Origin of the sequence: Parvibaculum sp., from assembly GCF_039973015.1 — a bacterium.
Classification (GTDB): Bacteria; Pseudomonadota; Alphaproteobacteria; order Parvibaculales; family Parvibaculaceae; genus Parvibaculum.
The window spans coordinates 76,941-95,835 of record NZ_JBDWLT010000008.1; the positions used below are offsets into that span (position 1 = coordinate 76,941).

The 18,895-nt window shown below is 56.4% G+C and carries 10 protein-coding genes; 5 read left to right on the forward strand and 5 right to left on the reverse strand.

The features are described 5' to 3' along the window. Positions 1-22: 22 nt before the first annotated feature. From rfbB to ABJO61_RS06555, 5 genes are all read left to right on the forward strand, one after another. The gene (gene rfbB, locus ABJO61_RS06535) at positions 23-1,084 is read left to right on the forward strand and encodes a dTDP-glucose 4,6-dehydratase (protein WP_348324288.1); all 1,062 of its coding nucleotides are present in this window, start codon (positions 23-25) and stop codon (positions 1,082-1,084) included. Positions 1,085-1,087: 3 nt separating this feature from the next. Beyond that, complete coding sequence (gene rfbD, locus ABJO61_RS06540; RefSeq protein WP_348324286.1) at positions 1,088-2,020, forward strand: dTDP-4-dehydrorhamnose reductase; 933 nt, start codon at positions 1,088-1,090, stop codon at positions 2,018-2,020. 11 nt (positions 2,021-2,031) lie between these two features. Beyond that, positions 2,032-2,901 carry a glucose-1-phosphate thymidylyltransferase RfbA gene (rfbA, locus tag ABJO61_RS06545; protein WP_348324284.1) on the forward strand — a complete coding sequence of 290 codons (870 nt, stop codon included), beginning with the start codon at positions 2,032-2,034 and terminating at the stop codon, positions 2,899-2,901. 294 nt (positions 2,902-3,195) lie between these two features. Beyond that, on the forward strand, positions 3,196-10,548 hold the full coding sequence (locus ABJO61_RS06550; protein WP_348324282.1) for an SDR family NAD(P)-dependent oxidoreductase: 7,353 nt from the start codon (positions 3,196-3,198) through the stop codon (positions 10,546-10,548). Continuing rightward, positions 10,545-11,918, forward strand: a complete 1,374-nt coding sequence (locus tag ABJO61_RS06555) for an aminotransferase class I/II-fold pyridoxal phosphate-dependent enzyme (RefSeq protein ID WP_348324280.1) — start codon at positions 10,545-10,547, stop codon at positions 11,916-11,918. Before ABJO61_RS06550 ends, ABJO61_RS06555 begins: the two co-directional genes overlap by 4 nt. A gap of 445 nt (positions 11,919-12,363) precedes the next feature. On the opposite strand, the gene ABJO61_RS06560 is transcribed toward ABJO61_RS06555, so the two are convergent. From ABJO61_RS06560 to ABJO61_RS06580, 5 genes are all read right to left on the reverse strand, one after another. Further along, complete coding sequence (locus ABJO61_RS06560; RefSeq protein ID WP_348324278.1) at positions 12,364-13,275, reverse strand: hypothetical protein; 912 nt, start codon at positions 13,273-13,275, stop codon at positions 12,364-12,366. Between the two features lie 152 nt (positions 13,276-13,427). Further along, positions 13,428-15,179, reverse strand: a complete 1,752-nt coding sequence (locus ABJO61_RS06565; RefSeq protein ID WP_348324276.1) for a polysaccharide biosynthesis/export family protein — start codon at positions 15,177-15,179, stop codon at positions 13,428-13,430. Then, the gene (locus tag ABJO61_RS06570) at positions 15,176-16,402 is read right to left on the reverse strand and encodes a hypothetical protein (protein WP_348324274.1); all 1,227 of its coding nucleotides are present in this window, start codon (positions 16,400-16,402) and stop codon (positions 15,176-15,178) included. The genes ABJO61_RS06565 and ABJO61_RS06570 overlap by 4 nt, the downstream gene beginning before the upstream one ends. Beyond that, the gene (locus ABJO61_RS06575) at positions 16,399-17,055 is read right to left on the reverse strand and encodes an ABC transporter ATP-binding protein (RefSeq protein ID WP_348324272.1); all 657 of its coding nucleotides are present in this window, start codon (positions 17,053-17,055) and stop codon (positions 16,399-16,401) included. The genes ABJO61_RS06570 and ABJO61_RS06575 overlap by 4 nt, the downstream gene beginning before the upstream one ends. Beyond that, positions 17,052-18,878, reverse strand: a complete 1,827-nt coding sequence (locus ABJO61_RS06580) for an ABC transporter permease (protein ID WP_348324270.1) — start codon at positions 18,876-18,878, stop codon at positions 17,052-17,054. Before ABJO61_RS06580 ends, ABJO61_RS06575 begins: the two co-directional genes overlap by 4 nt. Positions 18,879-18,895: the final 17 nt, after the last annotated feature.

Genomic DNA, 18,895 nt, shown 5'->3' on the forward strand with positions numbered 1-18,895 from the left:
CACGCTCCAGAGGGGAGTTGAAATGCGAGTGCTGGTAACGGGGGGAGCGGGCTTTATTGGCTCCGCGGTTGTCCGAACAATCATTGAAGAGACGAATTTCGAGATCTTGAACGTCGATTGCCTTACCTATGCGGGTAATCCAGACTCTCTTGCACGTATTGCGGGTAGTGACCGCTATTCTTTTTCGAGAACGGATATTCGCGATCTTCCAGCCCTGCGCCGGGCAGTAGAGGAGTTTCGCCCCGACCTCATTATGCATCTGGCGGCAGAAACGCATGTCGACCGGTCTATTGATGGTCCTGCGGACTTCGTCATGACCAACATGGTGGGGACCGCAAACCTGCTGGAAGCTACCCGCGCATACTGGACAGGCCTTGATGATGCCGCAAAAAGGCGCTTTCGGCTTCATCACGTCTCGACCGACGAGGTGTTCGGCTCGCTTGGTCCGAGCGGTCAATTCAGCGAGACGACACCGTACGCACCAAATTCGCCCTACTCTGCCTCCAAAGCCGGTTCCGACCATCTCGTGCGAGCTTGGCATGAAACCTTTGGGCTGCCGGTTATTACAAGCAACTGCTCCAACAACTACGGGCCATGCCAGTTTCCTGAGAAACTGATCCCTCTGATCATACTCAATGCTCTGGAGGGCAAGAAGCTGCCCATATATGGCACTGGCAAGAATATTCGCGACTGGCTGCATGTCGAAGATCATGCGCGGGCTTTGATCGCCATTGCGACCCGCGGTCAGCCGGGGGAGACCTACTGCGTGGGAGGAAACGAGGAACGCACCAATATAGACGTCGTGCTTACCGTCTGTTCCATTCTTGACGAGTTACTGCCGCAATCCCAGAATCGACCTCATGCCAATCTCATAACCTATGTCGCCGACCGCCCCGGCCATGATGCACGCTACGCGATCGACGCTTCGAAGATCGAACGCGAGCTCGGCTGGCGGCCCCAAGAAACTTTCGAGAGCGGCATCAAAAAGACGGTGCAGTGGTATCTCGACAACCGAAGCTGGTGGGAACGTGTGCGCGCTGGCGCCTATCGCGGTGAACGTCTTGGTCTTGCAGGCGCAGGCTGATCAATGAACGAAACGGGGAAGCCCACGCGGCTGCTCGTAACCGGAGCACAAGGACAGACCGGCACAGAGCTTACCCTTAAGGGAAGAGCTGCCGGCTTCGAAATTGTCGCTTTCGGACGAGACGAACTTAACATCGGCGACCACAGAGCGGTGGCTCAAGCCATCGAAAGCAACCGGCCGGACGCGGTTATCAACGCGGCTGCCTATACCGCAGTCGACCGAGCGGAAACCGAACCGGAGATCGCACAGACAGCAAACACCGATGGGCCGGGAAATATTGCGGACGTGTGCGCGGATGCCGGCATCCCGATTTTTCACATCTCGACCGACTACGTTTTCGACGGACGTGGTACGCGGCCATACCTTGAAGATGACGCGATAGCACCGCAAGGTATCTACGGCGCCACCAAAGCTGCGGGAGAAGAGGCCGTCAGACGAGCGACGAAGCAGCATATTATCCTCCGTACATCATGGGTTTTCAGCGCCCACGGCAGAAATTTTGTAAAAACCATGCTGAAACTCACCGAAGAAAGAAGCGAGCTCGGTGTCGTCGGCGACCAGAAGGGCTGCCCCACTTCGGCCGGCGACATCGCTTCGGCCCTGCTGGATATCGCCGCGCAGTCCTTGCGCAGACGCGAGGTCGATTGTTCTCCGTGGGGCACCTATCACTTCTGCAATCGTGGTGAAACGTCATGGTTCGGCTTCGCCCAAGCCATCGTCGAGGGGGCTGCGGCGCGCGGAGGAAGAAACATTCCCGTAAGAAGTATTTCTACCGCAGACTATCCAACGCCAGCTCGACGGCCCGCATACTCGGTGCTCGACAACGGCAAGATCAATCACGTGTTCGGCATCATCCCACGTCCGTGGAAAGACGCTCTCGGCGAGGTTCTCGATGAACTGGCGCAGCCTGTGCTGCGACCAAAAGGGCAGAAGTAGAGGCAAGTAGTATGAAAGGCATCATATTGGCGGGGGGGAGTGGTACGCGGCTTCATCCCGTAACACGGGCCGTTTCGAAGCAATTGCTTCCGGTCTACGATAAGCCAATGATCTATTATCCGCTGACCACGCTAATGCTGGCGGGCATTCGAGATATTCTGATCATTACGACCCCGCACGACGCCGGCGCATTCGAACAGCTGCTTGGCGATGGCAGCCGATGGGGCATCTCGATTTCCTACTCGGTGCAGCCGAAGCCCGAGGGGTTGGCTCAAGCGTTCATCATTGGTCGCGATTTTGTCGGTGGAGGTCGCTGTGCGCTCGTTCTTGGCGACAACATCTTCTACGGCGCGGGCCTTTCATCGATTTTGCAGCGGGCCGCTGGGCGCGGCAAAGGTGCCACCGTATTCGGCTACTGGGTTGCTGACCCCGAACGCTATGGCGTGATCGAATTCAACAATCAGGGCCAGACTATTTCCATCGAAGAAAAGCCGAAGACGCCTAAATCTCACTACGCAGTGACGGGCCTCTATTTTTACGATTCGCGCGTGAGCGACATGGCGGCCGAGGTGAAACCTTCTTCCCGAGGCGAACTCGAGATCACGACGCTCAACGAGATGTATCTGAAGGACGGTACCCTCAATTGCGAATTGCTGGGACGTGGCTTTACCTGGCTCGACACGGGCACACACCAAAGCCTCCTTCAGGCGAGTCAGTTCGTCGCTACAATCGAAGAGCGGCAAAACCTGAAAATCGGCAGTCCCGAAGAGGTTGCCTTTCGTATGGGTTTTATCGACGCGGAACAGCTCCTGGTTGCCGCCCATGATACGGGACGGACGCCCTATGCTGCCTATTTGCGCTCCGTCGCCCGGGGGGACTGAGTTTCTTCCGCGTCCATGCCATCAGCGGTGCAACGCAGATGCCAGCAGAACATTCAGGTCACAAAGGAAAAGGCGAATCCGCTTTTTCCATCGCCTTCTCAAACCGAAAATCCGGTTAATATGAGGGAGATAGCAGATCAATGCTGGCAATCCCCCCGATGCTTAGAGTAGGGTTTTACGACTGTCTCTAGGGGTGGGGACAGCCGGATTTTGATTACGAGGGGGGCAGGCTTGGCCGGCGCGGCTAGCCCGCCATCAAGCAAGGTTGTTAGTCCGATGGGGGTAGCGAAGAGTGTGGCGAAAGTACGTGCCACTGACATAGCCATTGTCGGCATGTCCTGCCGGTTTCCCGGAGGATGCAATTCTCCGCAAGCCTATTGGGATTTGCTCGCTTCCGGCGGCAATGCCGTAAGCGAAATTCCAGCAGACCGTTGGGATCATTCCCGTTTCAAGCACCCAAACAAGAAAGCCAGCGGTCGCGCCTATACTTTCGCGGCGGGCACAATCGGAAATATTCGTGGATTCGATGCGGCCTTTTTCGGCATCTCCCCCCGTGAAGCCGATGCGATGGATCCGCATCAGCGAATGCTTCTCGAACTGGCATGGGAAGCGCTGGAATCCGGCGGGCAGATCCCCGAACAATACGAAGGCAAAAACTGCGCGGTTTATGTAGGAATTTCGTCTACGGAGTACGGCTCCATACAACAAGGCGATTCCGACGGCGCGAATGCATACATGATGCTTGGCACGACACTCTCGATCGCGGCCAACAGGGTTTCCTATCAATTCGATCTGCGCGGCCCGAGCATGGCCATCGACACGGCCTGTTCTTCTTCGCTTGTCGCACTCAACGAAGCGCTCAATGCGTTGTGGGCGGGGCGTTCCGAAATGGCAGTGGTCGGCGGCATCAGCCTTCTTGTCAGCCCCTTTCCCTATGTGGGCTTTTCGAAGGCGACAATGCTTTCCGAGTACGGCCTCTGTCGGGCCTTTGGTGCCAATCCAGGTGGCTATGTTCGTGGCGAAGGCGGTGGCGTGGTCGTCATCAAGCCTCTAGCGGCTGCTTTGCGAGACGGCGACCCGATTCATGCTGTGATTGCCGGGGCAGGCTCCAACGCCGACGGGCGCACAAACGGCATCGCCCTTCCCTCCCATGAAACGCAGAGCGCGCTCATTGAGCAAACGCTCGCGAAATTCGACATAGGTCCTGCTGATATAGACTTCTTCGAAGCACATGGCACGGGAACCGCCGTGGGCGATCCGGCCGAGAGCAAAACTATTGGGCACGCCATTGCCCAAAAGAGGCCCCCGGAACGCGGGCCTCTTCCGATAGGTTCAGCCAAATCCAATATCGGCCATCTGGAGCCCGCGTCCGGTATGGCCGGCCTTTTCAAAGCCGTGCTTGCAATTCGCAACCGCGCCGTACCGAAAACACTGCACGCCGAAGAACTCAATCCCGACATCGACTTCGAAGGGCTCAACATCAGTCCCGTGCAGCAGTTGATGCCGCTGCATGTCTCGGGGAGGCCAATATATGCCGGGCTCAATTCGTTCGGATTTGGCGGTGCCAATGCAACTGTGATCCTGCGCGAACACATGGAAGAAGCGCGCGAGACAGCGCATGGCGATACCGTCCCACCGCTTCTCCTCTCTGCCAAGTCTTCCGCCGCCTTACAGCAAATGGCGCAGCAATATGCTCATCTGCTACAGCAGTCGGCCGACAGCGAGTTTTATAACATCGCCTATACGTCCGCCTTCCGGCGCGCGCGCCTCAAGAACCGGCTGATCGTCGAAGGCGGTAGCCGGATCGAGATAGCGGAAGCCCTTCATGCTTATGCAGCAGGTGACGAAAGCCCTGCTGTTTCCGGAGAGGCATTTTCCCGCACAGGCAAGGTCGGCTTCGTTTTCAATGGCAATGGCGCGCAATGGGCTGGCATGGGCCGGAGGGCCTATGCCGAGAGCAATACATTCCGTATGCGGGTCGATGAGGTTGACTCGCTGATTGACGCAATTGCGGGATGGTCTCTTGTCGAAGTCCTCCACGCGGAAGATGCTTCAGAACAGCTACAGCGTACAGAGCTTGCCCAGCCTGCGCTGCTCGCCATTCAGCTTGCGCTTGTTTCCTGCCTTGCGGAACTTGGACTGAAACCCGATGCCGTTTCCGGTCACAGCGTGGGAGAGGTGGCCGCCGCTTATGTATCCGGGGCCATCGGGCTCGAACAGGCCGTCCGCCTCATTCTTGCAAGGTCCGACGCGCAAGGAAAAACACGTGGTCACGGGCGCATGGCTGCGGCAGGCCTTTCGCCAGAGCAGGCTCGAGAAATTGCGGAAGCGTCGGGCGGAAAGATAGAGCTTGCGGCGATCAACAGTCCGAGTTCCGTGACACTCGCTGGCGACGAGGAAGCGCTGGTTGCGCTTGGCGTTCGCATGGACGAACAGAAAACATTCTATCGGGTACTCGATCTCGATTACGCTTTTCATAGCCATGTGCTTGATCCGGTGCGTGCCTATTTTCTGGACGTGGTCGGAAAGATCGACTGCACATCAACGCACACCCCTTTTTACTCGACGGTAAAAGGACGGAAAACATCGGGCGGGGAGCTCGGAGCTTCCTACTGGTGGGACAATGTGCGCAAGCCTGTCCAGTTCCAGGATTCTATCCTTGCGATGATCGAGGATGGCATCGATGTGCTGATAGAAATCGGTCCGCACGCAATTCTGCAGCCATATCTACGCCAAATTCTTCGTGAGGCTGGACGCGAGAGTGTACCCATTCCCTCCTTCATGAAGACCGGAGATGGCTTGTCGGCTCTGAAGCGCGTACGCGACGTAGCGTTTTGCGCCGGTGCGTCAATCGACCTTGCACGTTTCTTTCCCGAGAAAGGCCGTTGCGTCCCACTACCTTCCTATCCATGGCAGCATGAAGACCACTGGCTTCACGCAACGCCGGAAGCCGAGGGACCGACTTTTCAGCACCGTGAGGGAGTTTTTCTCGGCGCGCGCGCGCAGCAAGGGCACGCAACCTGGGAAAATCAGGTCGACGCCGAACTTTTTCCCTTTCTCGCGGATCACAATGTTGGCGGATCCGTGGTCTTTCCCGCAGCGGGTTATGTGGAACTGGCGCTCGAGGCCGCAACAGCACTCTATAATGGCGAAGGCCGTGAAGTGGAGATGCTGGAAATCCGCAGACCAATTGTCTTCACCCGCGGGCAGGTAATAAACATTCGCTTTGTCCATGATGAGGACGACAAGGCTTTCCGCATCGAAACACGCAAGCGGATGAGCGACGACCGTTGGTCAGTGAACGCCGTCGGCAGAATCGCGCCGACTGTTTTCGAGGCGGCTGACGCACCTCAACCACGGGAAATAACCGGCGAGATGACGGAGGTTGACCGCGAAACTCATTACCAAATCGCGGCGGGGCTCGGTCTTGATTATGGGCCAGCCTTTCAGACGGTGGACTCTATCAAGGTTTCCGACAACGACGCGGTGGTCATTCTCCGCTCGCCAGAGACAGAAGCCGGTGCTTCCTTTGTTCTTCATCCCTCCGTTCTCGACGGCTGCCTTCAGAGTCTGTTTTCGATTTTATTCGCGCAGGGCGTCAGAGAGACGAACGCTTACCTGCCTTATCAAGTTGGCCGCATAAAAGTATTTCAACCTCATACGGCAATCGTTCGTTGCGACACGCACCTTCGAGTGAAGACAGAGAAATCACTGGTCGCTGATTTCACCCTGTTTGACGATCGGGGGAATTGCGTTGCAGAGGCAACAGGCTTCCGCTTTCTTCGGGCTGATCTCAAGCAAGGCGCTGGTACAGGCGCACGCCGGTTCCGCTTCGAACTGTTGCCGCTGGATCACGTAACACCGGAATGCGAGACCCCCGATGCGCTGGAAATCGCACAGGCACTTGATTTCAAAGAGCGCAACTCGGCCACAGGCGGACACGCCGGACCCGACCTCGACGCGATCGCGGAAGATCTCTTTCACGCCCCCACTACTGACTGTGTGACGCAAAATGGCGCGGGCAAGGTCGGCAGTGATATGTGGCGAGATGCCTTCGCCCGATACCCCGCCTATCTCGCCGAACTCAACACACTGATGCAACGCAGCTTCCTCCGCCCAGGTGAGGAGCTCAATATCGAGCTTCGGGATCACCTGCTGGACAGTTCGCCGAGCCTTGCCCCCGCCCGCGCCTTGCTGAAGGATGCGCTGACGGCTATTGCGGCGTCATGGCCTTCGAACCGAAGAATCCGTATTCTCGAAATCGGTACTGCGAATTCTATCGTCCGCGAAATCAATTCCATCGGCGCAAAGGGGACCGTCGACTACACGATCGTTTCTGAAGATGCCGAGCGAGTCGAAAGCCTCGGCATGGAAATCGAGAATGGCGATGTGCGGTTCCTTCATATGGATTTCGCAGGTCTTCTATCAGAAGCCGACCAAAAGAAACTCGGCTGCTTCGATGTGGTGATCTGCCCCCTGCCCGCTGCTTCGAGCGGTATCACGACCATGCTGCGCGCAAATGTTCGCGATGTGCTCGTACCCGGCGGCCTTCTGCTAATTTCCGAGCCTGTTCCCGCGCGTTGGGTCGACTTCGCTCTACACGGATACGAGGCGAACGGCGACCATGTGAAGGCGCTTCCACCGGGGGCTCTTTCGACACTACTTGCCGACGACGGGTTTTTGAACATACAAACAACGCAGGCCGGATGCGGCAGTGTCATCGTTGCCGACGCCCCTCAACCGCGTGAAATGCGGCAGGCCTCCCCTCGCTCGGCGATGGACGCAGTCGGAACTGGCTGGCTTGTGGTTTTCGATCCGGCATCGGAAGATGCTGCTTGCGCCCAGATGGTATGTGAGGCCCTACAGAATTCGGGCGCAATTGCCATCGAAGCCCACGCTCGAACTCACGACGGGTCCGGTGGCGAGGCGGCCCTTATGCTCGACCCGGATGTCGAGGATCAGTGGACAGAAACCTACGAAGCGATCTCTGCGACCGGCATCGATCTGAAGGGTGTCGTATTGATCGGAAGCATTTCCTCCGATGCGCGGCCAGGCTGGAGCACACTTCTTGCTGCACGGGCAATGTCGAAAATGGCGTTCGACCCGATGCCTCGTCTCCACATCGTCACGATGAATGCATCCAGCTTCCGTTCAACCGGTCAAGTGAACCTCGTGCAGGCACCACTTTGGGGTATCGGCCGCGTGATCGCGAACGAAGTCCCGAAATCTCGCACGCGCATGATAGACATGCTTGGAGCACCACATGAAAGAATAAAGCTAGCTTCCAGGCTCGCCGCTTCCCTTCTCGAGATTGAGGCTGAACCGGAAATCGTTATCGGAAGCGACGGTATTTTTGCGCCTCGTTTGCGTGTGGCGGACGCACAGTATAACGAAGAAGGCGGTGCGCAAAAGCTATGCTTTACATCTGGTCGTCTTGGTTCGCTGGCGTGGACGTCGGTGTCCATTCCTGTTCCAGGACCTGACGATATTGTCGTTGCGCCGAGAGCCGCTGGGCTCAACTTCCGCGATGTGATGTATGCGCTTGGCGTACTTCCAGAAGAAGCTCTCGAAGCCGGATTTGCAGGTGCGAGTCTGGGCATGGAAGCGGCGGGCATCGTCGTCGCAACTGGCAAGGATGTAAAAGGCTTTCAGACAGGTGACGAGGTCATCTGTTTTGCGCCCCACTGTTTCGACAGCCATATCGTTACGCCTGCAAAAGCAGCCGTTCACAAACCTCGTCAAATCGGCTTTGAGGAAGCTGCGACGATCCCCACGGCCTTTTTCACTGTGCAATACGCGCTCGAATATCTGGCGCGGACACGCAAAGGCGAACGCGTTCTGATTCACGGCGCGGCAGGCGGCGTAGGTCTTGCTGCCATACAAGTTGCGCAACACCTCGGTGCCGAAATCTTCGTTACTGTCGGCACCACGGAGAAGCGCCAACTTGTCATGAAACTCGGCATCCCTGCCGACCGAATTTTCGATTCGCGTTCACTACACTTCGCAGATGACATCATGCATGTCACGAATGGCGAAGGCGTGGATGTCGTACTCAATTCGCTTGCAGGGGAAGCAATCTATCGCAATCTCGGCTTGTTGCGTCCGTTCGGGCGGTTCCTTGAACTGGGCAAACGCGACTTCTACGAAAACAATCGCATTGGCCTGAAGTTCTTTCGCAACAATCTCACCTATTTTGGTATCGATGCCGACCAATTGATGGTCGAACGTCCGGAGCTCGCACAGGATCTTTTCGCAGATCTCATCAAACGTTTCGAGGATGGCATCTATACCCCACTTCCCTATCGCGCCTTTGACGCAGCGCGCATTTCGGATGCGTTCCGGCTGATGCAGAAATCGGGGCATACAGGCAAAATCATCGTACGTCCTCCACTTGCGCCGGTTCCATCCTTACGCCGCCAGCATCCCGATTTCACGGTTCGTCCCGATGCCTCGGTCTTTGTTTCCGGCGGCTTGTCCGGCTTTGGTCTCGCTACCGCACGCTGGTTCGCGGCCAAGGGTGCCGGTGGCCTGGTGCTCGCGGGCCGCTCCGGTCCTTCGAGCCCCGAAGCCAAGCTGGCTGTCGCCGAACTCGAAGCTCTCGGCGTTAAAGTCATTGCGCGCGCCTGCGACGTTACAAACATTGATTCCGTTACAGCGCTTTTCGATGAAGCAGAAAGCGCGGGGGTGCCCGTACGAGGAATTATTCACGCCGCCGCCGTGTTCGACGATGCAACACTCGAATCTCTGAGTTCGAACCAGTACCAGCGGGTCATTGAACCGAAGATTCTGGGCGGACTTACGCTTCACAATGCGAGTCTCGGACGGGAAATCGATTTCTTCGTCTTCTATTCTTCAATTACGACCGCATTCGGCAATCCGGGACAGGCGAACTACGTTGCAGCCAACAGCTTCCTTGAAGCGCTGGCGCAGCACCGGCGCGCCCAGAATCTACCTGCACAAGCCATCGGCTGGGGAGCTATTGGTGATGCCGGCTATCTTGCTCGGAATGAGGCAATCCGCGATCAACTCGCAGCGAAACTCGGTGCCGATCCGCTGACTACAGACGGCGCCATGGCATTCCTCGAGGAGCTCCTTTCTGGCGGGCAGACGAATCTTTATGCCGGTGATATCAATTGGCAGCGACTGCGCTCCGGCCTCCCCACACTTCAATCGCGGATTTATGGTGAGGTGACGACAAAAGCCGGGAGAGAAGAAGCGGTAGATGGCGAGGACGCTCTCGCCCGCATACAGCACATGTCACCCGCAGAAGCTCTGGAGTTCGTCGCGGTTATTCTCTCTGAGGAGGTGGGGCAGGTCCTTCGGCTTGCTCCGGAAAAGATCGACAGAAATAAACCTGTGTTCGATCTTGGTATGGACTCACTGATGGCACTCGAATTGAAGCTGAGCATGGAAGATCGCTTCCAGATAGACGTGCCTGTTATGGCACTTTCCGACGGCGGCACTATCAATCGGCTCGCCGAACAGGTTGTCCGGCAGGTTCGCGGCGGTGACGTCGAAGAAGAACTCTTGCCTAACGGAGTTCAGGCAATTATTTCCAGACACGTCAACGATGACGACATTGAAAATCTGAACCGCACAGAAGACACTGGCGGCAGTTCCTCTGACAAAATGCAATTTGGCACGTGACGCACCCTGAAAAACCAGAGAAGCCCAGGCTGTCCAAGGAGTCGAAGGAGGAGGCGCTCCGCCGTATCCTGAAGAAGCACGGCAGCGCTGACGGGCAAGCAAAGGGAGCGTCCGTTCAACCTTCTGGAAGTGTTCCCGAATCCCACTACCGCATCGATAAGTTTGCCGACTATCAAGCGCTCACCCTGCAACGCGAACTCGCGAAGAAGGTTGATCTTGAAAGCCCCTACTTCCTTGAACATGACAAACTGGCGCGCGATACAGCCTTCATCGGCGGCAAGGAATACGTCAATTTTGGGACCTACAACTATCTCGATCTGAATGGCCACCCGCGGGTAAACAACGCCGCTCACCAGGCGATGCTCAAATACGGCACTTCGGCCTCGGCCAGTCGCCTTGTATCCGGTGAAAGACCGCCGCACCGGGAGCTCGAGTCACTGATTGCCAAAATTCATGGCACACCTGCAGCGATCACATTCGTTTCCGGCCATGCAACAAACGTATCGACCATCGGAACGCTTCTCGGCAAACGCGATCTCATCCTGCACGACAGATTGATTCATAATTCCATGCTGCAGGGGGCGCTTCTCTCCGGCGCCACGCGACAGCCCTTCGATCATAATGATGTGAAGGGACTTGACGAGCTGCTGACACGCTCCCGCCGCAAGTTCGAGAAAGTTCTTATCTGCATCGAAGGCATTTATTCGATGGATGGGGATATGCCCCCTCTACCCGACTTCATCGAAGTTGCGCGCAAGCACAAGGCGCTCATCATGATTGACGAAGCGCATTCTCTTGGTGCTTTGGGGGCACGCGGATACGGAATTTCCGAACATTTCGGCATTGACCCATCTGAAGTCGACATCTGGATGGGGACACTCTCAAAAACACTGGCTGGCTGTGGCGGCTATATTGCAGGCTCGGAAGCGCTGATAACGCTGCTCAAGCATTCCGCTTCCGGCTTCCTCTATTCGGTCGGCATGCCGCCCCCTATCGCGGCGGCGTCACTCGAAGCAATTAGAATCATGGAGGAAGAACCTGAACGCGTAAGGAAACTTCAGGCCAACGGAAAGCTGATGCTTGACCTCGCTCGGGCAGCCGGACTTAATACCGGATATGCAATCGGCTCACCGGTTCTCCCTATTATCACGGGAAGCTCCTTGCTTGCTGCGCGGCTCTCTAAGGCGCTTTTCGAAGCCGGCATCAATGCGCCACCAATCATTTATCCCGCTGTAGAAGAACGTGTGGCGCGGTTGCGCTTCTTCATCTCAAGCGCGCACAGCGAAGAGCAAATCCGTTTCACCATAAATGAAACAGCCACTCAGTTACGTCTCCTCACCAACGGCCAGGCGAATATAGCGACGGACTAGAGGCCTCGTTGTGCCTTATAGGCCGACGACTGTGTTCCAGCCATTGCTGGTAAGGCACACGGCACTTACCTGTGTCTTGCGAAGAGTTGTATCGGTCAGGATGACGCGCTTGCAACGGTCACCCGCAGCGGAAATATACTCTGCGCCAACATGTACCCGCGCTTGAGAACCCGACGCCATTCTTACAACACCGGTCGCACCGTGAGAGACACCAGTGGCATATGCCGCCACGGGATCGCCTGGGGCAGCGGGCACAATAGCTGCATCCTGGACTGGCATGGAGGCAGACCCCGTATTGTCCATTGTCGCGCAGCCAGCGAGAACAACACAAAGCCAAGCCAAAAGAACCGGCTTCACTGTCATGTTTCGTCCGGACAATTTCATCTTCGAACCCCTCATTTCCCAGCGGCAGCAAGACGCAAGCTTAGCACACAACGTTTCCATTTCAGTCTTTCGAATCTTTGGCAAAAAGAGACAGAAGCGCAGGCGGTGTCGAGATACTAGCGGGCCAATCGACCCCGGAAGTCAACTGCCGACGAAGGGGCAGGTCTTCCACCAATGTCGCCAGTGCTTCAATCCATGCTGCCGGATCTTGCGCGGCACGAAGTAAGCCATTCTCTCCATCGCGGACCACGCAATCGTAAGGCTGTCCATCCGCGTAGATACCTGTGGCGCCGAAGCGTGCGATATCCAGATACTTTACCCATGATCGCGCCCTGTTGAAGGGGGTGGCCAATAGTGGTGCCAGCCCGATATCGAAACGGGCGGTGCGACTCCGCTCAAGATAGTCAGGCCAAGCAAAAGCGGGCCTCACAGCAACGCGTTCAAGTCCCTTGTAGAGCGACCTGACCGCACTATCCCCGACGATTTCGAAACATACGTTTGGATAGCGATCATGGATAGGCCCCACGATCTGACGCAACCAGCGCCTCTCGGTGCGATGCGTCTTTTGCCCATGATAGAAAACCCTCACCCACCCTTGATCCGCTTCTTCCCGCTCGCGCGGTAAGGCGAATGGTTCAGGCAGAGGATCTATTCGATGCGTAGGCCCGGATTGCGCCAGACGGTCTGCCAGAACATCCGACGCGGCCCATATCTCGCTGGTCACACGGGCAAGCCTGCGGGCAAAACGCAGCCAGAAGTGAGCCATGACAGCCCGATAGTGAAGGGGCAAATCTCTGTCTCCAACAGACGCGGCAATGTCGTCATCGAGAAGCCAAGCGACACCGCTCAGCTTCGTTCCGGCGCGCTCGATCTCAGCGATGGAAATGCTATCCACGTATCGCACAACGATAATGAATGCATCCTCAAGAGGCACAGGACAGGCCTCGCCCAGCGTCCAATAGATGACGGGCAAGAAGCCGTCCGACAGCCTTCTGCGCAGATAGAGATCGCGTGTAGGCGAAATCCTTTGGGCCAGGACCACGATCCGGGCGGGCGCTCTATCGTACTCCCCGCCGCATCGGAATGCGGCGGAGTAGTCGCGAATGCTCTCAAACATCGGTGAACCTAGTCGACGTTCAGAACCACCGCTGTCGATAGCGCGACGCGATAGATCACCTCCACGAAGTCCCTGAATACGGCGAAGGTCTTATTATTGGGCGCTGGGAGCACCATGATGTGATCACCCTTGCGAATGGATTCGGACCCGTCCTGTACGGACCCGTCGCTCCTCATGACAAGTACGCGCCCGGAGTCACCGCGATTGCTGACGCCACCCGCCGCGTCGATGTAATCACCCAGCGACAAAGAATCCCGCCAGACAACCGTCTGCGGCAGTTTGACTTCGCCAGAAACCACCACCACATCGCTCTTCTTTGGAATGACGACTTCGTCGCCATTTTCGAGAATCATCTCCTTCCAGTCGCTACCCGAAAGAACCACCCTCCCCTCTGGTTCAACGGCGCGCACTTGCTGCACGAAGCGTTCTACAAGAGAAGCCTCCTGCACACGCATCTGGGCTTCTGTTCCCGTAATCGAGCTACCTGTCAGCACGGAGCGTTGAAGCTCGTAGAGCGCACGATCAATTGCCTGCCGCTGACGAATTGCGACGGACTCCCGGCGGATATAGATCGAGTTGAGATCAGCGAGGTCGGGATCCACCTCAATAAGCTGAGCGACTGCACCAAGGCGAGTGGACCGTGGCACCGCGAAGGTCGACGGCCCAAGATCGTTTCCTTCGACCTTCACGACAATGGTTTCAGCCTCGCGATCGGCATCAACAATCCATGCATCGCCATCTGCCAGATGGTAATTATCCACCTCGGAAAGCGGGACATAGGTATTGAAGCGCTTGCCATCGCGAATTCCCTGGATCAGCACATGACTGGCAACCGGCTCTGGCTGAGCAAGTTTCAGGATAAAGGAAACTTCGCCGATCTCCGCCGGTAGAAATTCAAAGAGATATGCGTTTTTTACTTCGCCACTGACCGCCACGGTCGGAAATTGGTTGCCTACTACCACGACATCATTATCGGAAAAGCGAATATCCGGCATGACGCCCTTGGTAAGAAAATCGTAGAGATCAATGCTCGTGAGTGTACGGCCATTGCGTACGACCCGAATGTCTCGATAGCTGCCACTGCGCGAATCAATGCCGCCTGCGCGCGCAAGATAATAGAGTACGCTGTCGTCCTTGGCGCCCGGATATCGCCCCGGAAAAGGCACGGCACCCGTCACGAATACCCCGAGCGGCTGCGTACCAAGCAGATTCGTGTAAACCTTCACATTGTCGGTATAGACTTGAGCAACGGCGGCCCGGACCCTCTGTGCGAGACGGGAATTGTTGATCCCCTCAACCTTGATGGGGCCGATCTCAGGCAAGAAAATGTTGCCCTGAATGTCGACAACCAGAACGCCGTCGAAAGTTCGCGCGCCCCACATGCGCACAGCGATACGATCGCCTTGCGCGATCGCGTAATCCGGGTTCACGCCCACACTGCGATCGACGAGAGCCGAGTTTTTGAATATTTGCGAGCCGTAAGGCTGCAAATCCCCATCCGACAGCGGCGGAACGGAATGCGGAATATCTGTGCGCATGCCGCTTTGTTGCTGCAACAAAATGTCACCACCCGCTGGAGCAGTCACAATCGGTTTCGGTTGCTCTGCGCCTGTGGGATCGTCAAAGACTTCAGACATCGCACCGGCATCGCTCCCGGTATCCTGTAGAACGCTACGATCCAGCTGGGTGCTCTGCGCCAATGCCGGCCCGGTCATCGCAACTAGAATGATGGCCGCGACTGCCCCCCAAAACTTCTTCATATCCGCGCGTGCTCCCTAATTGCAGCCCCGATCAACATCAGAAGGCCGTATGCAAGCAGTCCCCCTAGAAGGAACGAAACGATAATCAACAGCCGCTCGGGCTTGGAAGGATCTGCCGGCAAGGATGGTTCGACGAAAGCCACAAGATAGGCTTGCTTTCGATTGGCATCCGCCCTGGCGATCTCAAGTGCCGAGATGGCCGATGTATAAGCGGATTTTGCGAACTCTTCCTCGATCATCAATCTTTCGTATTCGGCCAGAAGATCCGAGTAAGTGAGGGAAGGGGTTTCCTCGGTGTTTGTCAGCCTGCCACGCTCCGCTCTCATCTGTTGTTCGATGGCAGCAATGCGGGCTTTTACGCCGGCGATCTGAGGGGCATCCTCGCGCATATAGCTGCGAAGCGACGCCAGCTCTGTCTTGTAGCGCGAGAGTTCTGCCTCAAGGCTCGCAACGATGCCACCGATAGAGGCCGCCGCACTCACCGGATCGAGTTCGCCGTGTTCTTCCCGGAAGCGGTAAAGCACCAACCGATTTTCGCGTAGCCGATCCTCGGCAAGAGTAACCTCTTCCCGGGCAAACTTGACCGCATCCTGCCGTGATTCCTGCGAAATACGATTGACCATGTCGTCGCTCAGACGAACGATGGAAGCTGCAATCTTCTTCGCATCTTCCGGCCGGTAGGCCTGAACTTCGAGATGAACCACATTTGCGGTCGAGTCGAAATAGACCTCGATGCGATCCAGATAATAATCGTAGAGGTCGTCCATGCTCGCGTCAGCGGGCAGGCGGGACAACATGTCCGCTTCGGGTACCCAGTAGAGTGATCTCAGATCGAGGTCATCCTGCAGCTTGGCGACGAGTTCACGCGACTGAACATATTCCTGAACTACATAGCCGTCGATCGCCCCGGGATTAGCACCAAGAGACCCCAGCAACCCGCCGAACGCCGTCGCGATCTGCGCTTCGCTCGAGCGAACCGTCATCAAAGACTGGGAGACATAGCGGTCGGAGGCCCAAAGCCCGTAATAGACCAACGCAAGGACGGTCGGCACGACGACGATGGCGAAGAAGAGAAGCTTGGAAATTCCGAGCTTCATTACTTCAGTAACTTCGTTCTCGATAAATGGGCGTGCTTTCTCGCGAACAAACCTGCGCGCTTTTGTCAGCGCACCATCTTCTCGAAGGAGGTAATCGAAGCGGTTTTTAAAGGGTTCGTAACTCATGGCGCGCACTTTCGCGTGTAAAAATCAATTGCTTCGTCAATATCGCCAAAAGGCACGAGAAAGCCTTCATACAGCACCATACCAATCTCGCAATATTCGCGGACTGTTGTCTCGTTATGCGAGACCAGAAGCATCCCCGCCCCTTCCGATTGTTCAAGGAAAACCTGCCGCGATTTTTGCCTGAAGAACCTGTCCCCTGCGCCAATACTCTCGTCGATCAAATAACACTCGAAGTCGATTGCCAGACTCAAACCAAAAGCCAGGCGAGACTTCATACCACTGCTGTAGGTTCGAACTGGCATATCGACATAGGCACCGATTTCGGCAAAATCTTCCGTCTTCTCGAATATCTCGTCATAGTCGGCGCCATATAGCCTTGCAACGAAGGCGATGTTCTCGCGCGCCGTCAGATCGCCATGAAAGCCCCCTGCGTAGCCGAGCGGCCAGGACATGCGCGCCTCGCGGATAATCATGCCTGTGCTCGGCCGGTCCACACCCGCAATCATATTCAGAAGAGTGGTCTTGCCTGCTCCGTTGCGTCCGAGCACACCGACACGCTTGCCCGTCGGAATGGTCAGATTGGTCTCCCGCAGCACCCGCTTGAAGCCGATATCGGTGTTGTAATGCTTCGATATGCCAACCAGATGGATCATCGTTCCAGCACCTTGTGCCGCAAAGCCCGGTCAGCGATGAGCCCCAAGGCGAATATCGCAATGGCCCACATATAGCCATATGAGATATCGACCCTGCTGCCTCCCATCAACGGATTAAAATTACCGCGCACACCGTCGACAAAATGCAGCAACGGATTATAAGCCGCATACTCAGCGACTTTCGCCGGCATCATGTCGAGTGTGAAGAAAACACCCGAGGTGATGTAAATGATCCTGTTGAAGCCGGTCATGATATTCGGCAGTGACTCGAGGTGAACCACCAGCGAACCTACGAGAAGCCCCATGCCAATGCCGGCTATCCACAAGCCGAACAGATTGGCGAAAACCGAAGAAATATTGCCAAAGCGATATTGCTCGACAACAAAGTAAATAGCCGCTGCAAAAACAATCAATACAAGCAGCTGTGTGAAAAATTCGAGTACAGCGCGCGCCAGGAATATGTCCATAGGCTGCACTGATGCATGATTGAGCAAAGGCCGGTTTTGCCTCAACGCATTCATCATCGAGCTATAGGTTTTCAGATAAAAGAAAAGAGGAATGATGCCTGTGGCTACAAAGAGAACGACATTCATTCCAAGCGTATCTCTCATCCTGATGTAGTAGAAGATGAAAGAAAGAACGGTGACATGAATTAGCGGTTCTATAATCGCCCAGAGGTAGCCGAGGTCATGACGTCCGAAACGCGCCATGGTTTCGCGCAAGATGATCGTTCGCACTGAATGTCCGAGAGCACGAACGGCGTGGAGCGTATTTCCGCTTTTCTGTATCAGCTCAGATGTCCACCGCGGAGTAAATTCGGGAGGAATATTGCTCAGACGATAGAAGAGCTCGGCATCCTCCATCGGATTCTGTTTAATCTTTCGTTTGAGACGCTTCGCCCCCTTTTTGCCCGGTCGCGCTTCTGCGATATCTTTTGCCGATAGACCAAGCTCTCCAATCAGGGCGGGCAGCTTCTCCTCCCCAACATTTGCCAGAACCTGCGCCGCTTCCTGTTTTCGCCCGGCGGTGACCAGGCACCGCCCCAGCATCTCCCGGCCTTCCATCCAACCGGGATCGACTTTCAGCAGCTTTTCGATCGAGGAAATCGCATCGACAGATTTCCCCTCGTTGTAAAGACAGCGGCAAACGATGCGCTGGAGAGGAAGATTGCCGCGCTCGACGTCAAGCCCCTCCTTCGCGGCCTCTTTGGCCGTCTCCCAGAGGCCCTGGTCATAGCAACGCTGTGCAAACTCGCGTATCCGTTGGACGCTTGCACCATAGCTGCGCGCGGCGCGCTGCACCCAGCGGCCCGCGATTTCTGCATTCCCTGCGCGCCAAGCGATCCGAATACCGATATCCACGAGAGAGGCGGGGTCTTCACCAAAATTCAAGTTGGCCTTGAAACAGCGCAATGCGTCTTGCGGTTGGCCACTCGCGGCGAGGAACCGCGCCTTGAGCAGAGACATCTCTCGGGCCGCTTCGTCGGGTGCCAGGCTGATCGCGCTATCCAAAAGGCTCAAGGCTTTGGAGAAATTCCGCGATAGCCCATGAAAAAGAGCCCGCAGATAGAAGATACGCCAACCGCGAAAACCGCGCTCGAATGCTGATTCGACCAAGGAGAGGCCGAGCGCGAACTCATGCCGGTCTCGTAGCCGATCGGCGAGCCACCAAATACTTTCCAAAGGAGGCTCGAAAGAAGCGCCTTCACGCAACGCCGCAATAGCGACATCGACCGCATCCGCCTCCCTGCCCGCAGCATAGAGACGGGAGAATTCATTCGTCGGCTCCCAGAGCCTCCGATCGCCGGCCGCCTCAATACTCACCGGATCAATACTCCCAT

Coding starts and splice junctions, on each gene's coding strand:
- rfbB (WP_348324288.1), top strand. CDS start 23: ATGCGAGTGCTGGTAACGGGGGGAGCGGGCTTTATTGGCTCCGCGGTT.
- rfbD (WP_348324286.1), top strand. CDS start 1,088: ATGAACGAAACGGGGAAGCCCACGCGGCTGCTCGTAACCGGAGCACAA.
- rfbA (WP_348324284.1), top strand. CDS start 2,032: ATGAAAGGCATCATATTGGCGGGGGGGAGTGGTACGCGGCTTCATCCC.
- ABJO61_RS06565 (WP_348324276.1), bottom strand. CDS start 15,179: ATGAAGAAGTTTTGGGGGGCAGTCGCGGCCATCATTCTAGTTGCGATG.
- ABJO61_RS06570 (WP_348324274.1), bottom strand. CDS start 16,402: ATGAGTTACGAACCCTTTAAAAACCGCTTCGATTACCTCCTTCGAGAA.
- ABJO61_RS06575 (WP_348324272.1), bottom strand. CDS start 17,055: ATGATCCATCTGGTTGGCATATCGAAGCATTACAACACCGATATCGGC.